Source organism: Streptomyces sp. NPDC002785 (assembly GCF_040295565.1).
Classification (GTDB): Bacteria; Actinomycetota; Actinomycetes; order Streptomycetales; family Streptomycetaceae; genus Streptomyces.
Genome location: NZ_JBEOVN010000331.1, coordinates 1 through 4,366, shown reverse-complemented (window position 1 = coordinate 4,366; position 4,366 = coordinate 1). Strand labels below are relative to the sequence as shown.

Genomic DNA, 4,366 nt, shown 5'->3' with positions numbered 1-4,366 from the left:
GTGGTCTTCGGCAGTGTGATGTTCGGTCGTATGCAGGCGGGTGCCGGTGCGGACCGTACGCCGGGTCTGTTCATCAACACGCTTCCGGTACGTGTTCCGACGGGCCGTATTGCGGTCACGGACGCCGTCCGTGCCATGCAGAACCAGCTCGCTGACCTCCTCGTCCACGAGCACGCGCCGCTCACCATCGCCCAGCAGGCCGCAGGACTCCCAGCTCAGACACCACTGTTCACGTCCCTCCTCAACTATCGTCACAACAACGCCGGTGGGGACAGCGCGGACGATGCAGCGTCTTCCAGCCTGCAAGGCGTCGAACTGCTCTCGGCCCGTGAGCGGACGAACTATCCCCTCACCGTGTCTGTCGACGATTCGGGCTCGCGCTTCGACATCGTCGTCCAGGCCGCAGCGCCCATCTCGCCGCAGGCCGTGACCGAGCTGATCCATGTGGCCGCCGCGAGCCTGGCCACCGCGCTCGAAGAGGAGACCGGTAGCGCCGAACTGCACCAGGTACCGGTTCTCGGCGAGGCGGACCAGCAGCAGGTCCTCACGCAGTGGAACGAGACCGTGCACGACGTGCCGGACACGACTCCGGCCCAGCTGTTCCGGGAGCAGGTGGCGCGGACGCCGGACGCTGTCGCGGTCACGTTCGAAGGTGTGGAGCTGTCGTATGCGGAGCTGGACGCGCGAACCAACCGCCTTGCCCGGCTGCTGATTTCGCGGGGAGTGGGCCCGGAGTCACTGGTGGCCGTGTCGATGGACCGGTCGGCGGATCTGGTCGTGGCACTGCTGGCGGTGCAGAAGGCCGGTGGCGCGTACGTGCCGATCGACCCGGAGTACCCGGCCGACCGGATCGCCTACATGTTGCGTGACGCCGGACCCGTGCTGGCCCTCACCAGCGTTGCCGCCGGAGCAGATCTGTCACTGGTGCCTGGCCTGGAGCAGGTCGTGGTCGACGATCCGCAGAGCGTGTCCGCGCTCCGCGCTCTGGACGCCGGGGCCGTCGAGGACTCCGAGCGGCGTGGGCACCTGCTGCCGTCCCATGCCGCGTATGTCATCTACACGTCGGGCTCCACCGGCCGTCCCAAGGGTGTCGCCGTTCCGCACCGCAATGTGGTGCAGCTGTTCGAGGCGGCGAAGGGCAGGTATGACTTCGGGGCGGACGACGTATGGACGTGGTTCCACTCCTTCTCCTTCGACTTCTCGGTCTGGGAGCTGTGGGGCGCGCTGCTCCATGGCGGGCGCCTCGTGGTCGTCCCGCACGGCGTCTCCCGGTCTCCGGGTGATTTCCTGAACCTGCTTGTCCGGGAGCGGGTGACCGTCGTCAACCAGACGCCGTCGGCGTTCTACCAGCTCGTCCAGGCCGATGCGCAGGCTCCCGAGCTGGGCGCCGAGCTTGCGCTCCGGTTCGTGATCTTCGGTGGTGAGGCACTGGACCACGGGCGTCTCACGGACTGGTACACCCGCCACGCCGAAAACGCTCCGGCGCTGGTGAACATGTACGCGCCGACCGAAGCGACCGTGGTCTGCACGGCGTACGCCGTGAGTGCGGACGAACAGGGATCGAGCGGTGTGCTGCCGATCGGAAGCCCCATGGGCAATACGCGGGCGTACATCCTCGATGACGCCCTACGGCCCGTTCCCGTCGGCGTCGCCGGCGAGTTGTACCTCGCCGGGGCGCAGCTCTCGCGTGGCTATCTGCACCGGCCCGGCCTTACGGCAGAGCGTTTCGTGGCATGTCCGTTCGGTGCCGCGGGTGAGCGCATGTACCGCACCGGCGACGTCGTGCGGTGGCGTGCCGACGGCAACCTGGAGTTCCTCGGCCGTGCCGACGACCAGGTGAAGATCCGGGGCTTCCGTATCGAGCTCGGTGAGCTCGAGGCCGTACTCGCCTCGCACCCGCTCGTCGGCCAGGCCGCCGTGGTTGTACGCGAGGACACCCCCGGCGACAAGCGGCTGGTCGGCTACGTGGCCGCGGATCCGGCAGCCGGGAGCAGCGACGCCACCGCCGGCCTGTCCGCCTCCGCACTGTCCTCGGCGGTGCGTGGATACGTGCGCGAACGGGTCCCGGACCACATGGTGCCGTCCGTCATCATGCTCCTCGAAACCTTCCCGCTCACCGTCAACGGCAAGATGGACCGGCGTGCCCTGCCGGCCCCGGACTACCGGGTCGCCGTCACGGGCCGAGCTCCGAGCACGCCGTGTGAGAAGGAGCTGTGTGAGCTGTTCACGGAAGTGCTCGGCCTGCCGGAGGTGGGAGTCGACGATTCCTTCTTCGACCTGGGCGGCCACTCTCTGCTCGCGACCCGCCTGGTGAGCCGCATCCGTACGGCCATGGGCATCGAACTGTCGCTCCGGGCGCTGTTCGAGACGCCTACGGTGGCCGGGCTCGCGAGCCGGCTCGAAGCGCAGACGAAGGTAAAGAAAGCCAGGCCTGCGCTGCGGCCGAGGCAGAGGCCGATGCAGGAGGAGAACCGTTGATTCCCTTGTCGTTCGCACAGCGGCGCCTGTGGTTCCTGGGGGAACTCGAAGGCCCGAATCCCACGTACCACATCCCTGCAGCCCTGAGGCTGACAGGGAAGCTGGACAGGGGCGCACTGCACGAAGCCCTGCGAGACGTGGTGGACCGGCACGAAGTGCTGCGGACCGTGTTCCCCGCCGTCGACGGCACACCACGACAGCGGATCCTCGACGGGGGAGCGGTGACGCTCGACCTGCCGGTCATCGAAATGGCCGGAGAGGATGAACTCGGCACGGCGCTCGCCGAGGCGGTGGCCCGGCCGTTCGACCTGGCGTGTGACACTCCGTTCCGTGCTCGGCTCTACGAGCTCGGACCGCAGGACCATGTACTGCTGCTGGTGATCCACCACATCGCCAGCGACGGCTGGTCCATGGGCCTGCTCGCACGGGACACGTCCCGGGCTTACGCGGCACGGCTCGGCGGCCGAGCCCCCGACTGGGAGCCGCTGCCCGTCCAGTACGCGGACTACACCCTGTGGCAGCTCGATCTCCTCGGCGACGAGGACGACCCGGAGAGCGTCCTCGCCGAACAGCTCTCCTACTGGCGGACCACGCTGGAGGGTTTGCCGGAAGAGCTTCCGCTTCCGGCGGACCGCTCGCGACCAGCCGTGGCCACGCACCGCGGCGGAAAGGTCGACCTGCGCATCGACGCCGAGCTGCACAAACGCCTGGACGAGCTGTCCCGGGCCGAAGGCGTCACCCTGTACATGACTCTGCAGGCCGGACTCGCCGTACTGCTGTCGCGTCTCGGAGCCGGCACCGACATTCCGATCGGCACGCCGATCGCCGGCCGCGTGGACGATGCTCTCGACGACCTCGTGGGCTTCTTCGTGAACTCGCTCGTCATGCGCACCGATGTGAGCGGTGACGTTTCCTTCACCGAACTGCTGGACAGAGTGCGGGACACGGACCTCAGTGCGTTCGCGCACCAGGACGTGCCGTTCGAGCGCCTCGTCGAGGAACTGGCGCCGACCCGCTCGATGGCGCGCCACCCGCTGTTCCAAGTCATGCTGGCCCTCCAGAACAACGCCGAGGCCGTGCTCGACCTTCCGGGCCTCGAGGTCAGTGCCCGGCCGGACGACAGCGCGCCCGCCAAGTTCGACCTGTCTTTCGACCTGCGCGAGGAATTCGACGCGCACGGTCGCCCCGCCGGTCTGCGAGGTTCGGTCACGTACGCGCTGGACCTGTTCGACCGACCCTCGGTCGAGGCGATCTCCGCACGGTTCGTCCGCGTGCTGGAGGCGGTCACCGCCGATCCGTCGGTGAACGTGAGCCGGGTGCGGGTTCTGGGTGAGGTGGAGCGGGGGCGGGTTCTGCGGGAGTGGAATGCGACTGCGTGTGAGGTGTCGGATGGGACGCTGACGGAGTTGTTCGCGGCTCAGGTGGTGCGGACGCCGGATGCCCTGGCGGTGACGTTCGAGGGTGTGGGGCTGTCGTATGCGGAGCTGGATGCGCGGACCAATCGTCTTGCGCGGTTGCTGATTTCGCGGGGTGTGGGTCCGGAGTCGCTGGTGGCTGTGTGTATGGACCGGTCGGCGGATCTGGTGGTGGCGTTGCTGGCGGTGCTGAAGGCTGGTGGTGCGTATGTGCCGGTCGATCCGGAGTACCCGGCCGAGCGTATTGCGTATGTGCTGGAGGATGCGCGGCCGACGCTGATGGTCACCACGATGGATGTGGCGGAGCGGGTGGGTGGTTCGCTGTCCGTGCCGCAGGTGGTGCTGGACGAGAGCGCTCTGACACAGTTTTCCGATGCTGTTGTGGAGGGTGTTGGGCTGTTGTCGTCGCATCCTGCGTATGTGATTTATACGTCGGGTTCGACGGGGCGTCCGAAGGGTGTGGTGGTTCCGCA

Annotated in this window: 2 protein-coding genes; both read left to right on the top strand. The window is 67.9% G+C overall.

Annotated features, from left to right (window positions below; translation table 11 throughout):
* Positions 1-2,478 (top strand): non-ribosomal peptide synthetase (locus ABTZ94_RS36395; protein WP_351207548.1); only part of this gene is annotated, 2,478 nt, incomplete at its 5' end.
* 5 nt (positions 2,479-2,483) lie between these two features.
* On the top strand, positions 2,484-4,366 hold a 1,883-nt coding region (locus tag ABTZ94_RS36390), incomplete at its 3' end, for a condensation domain-containing protein (protein ID WP_351207546.1).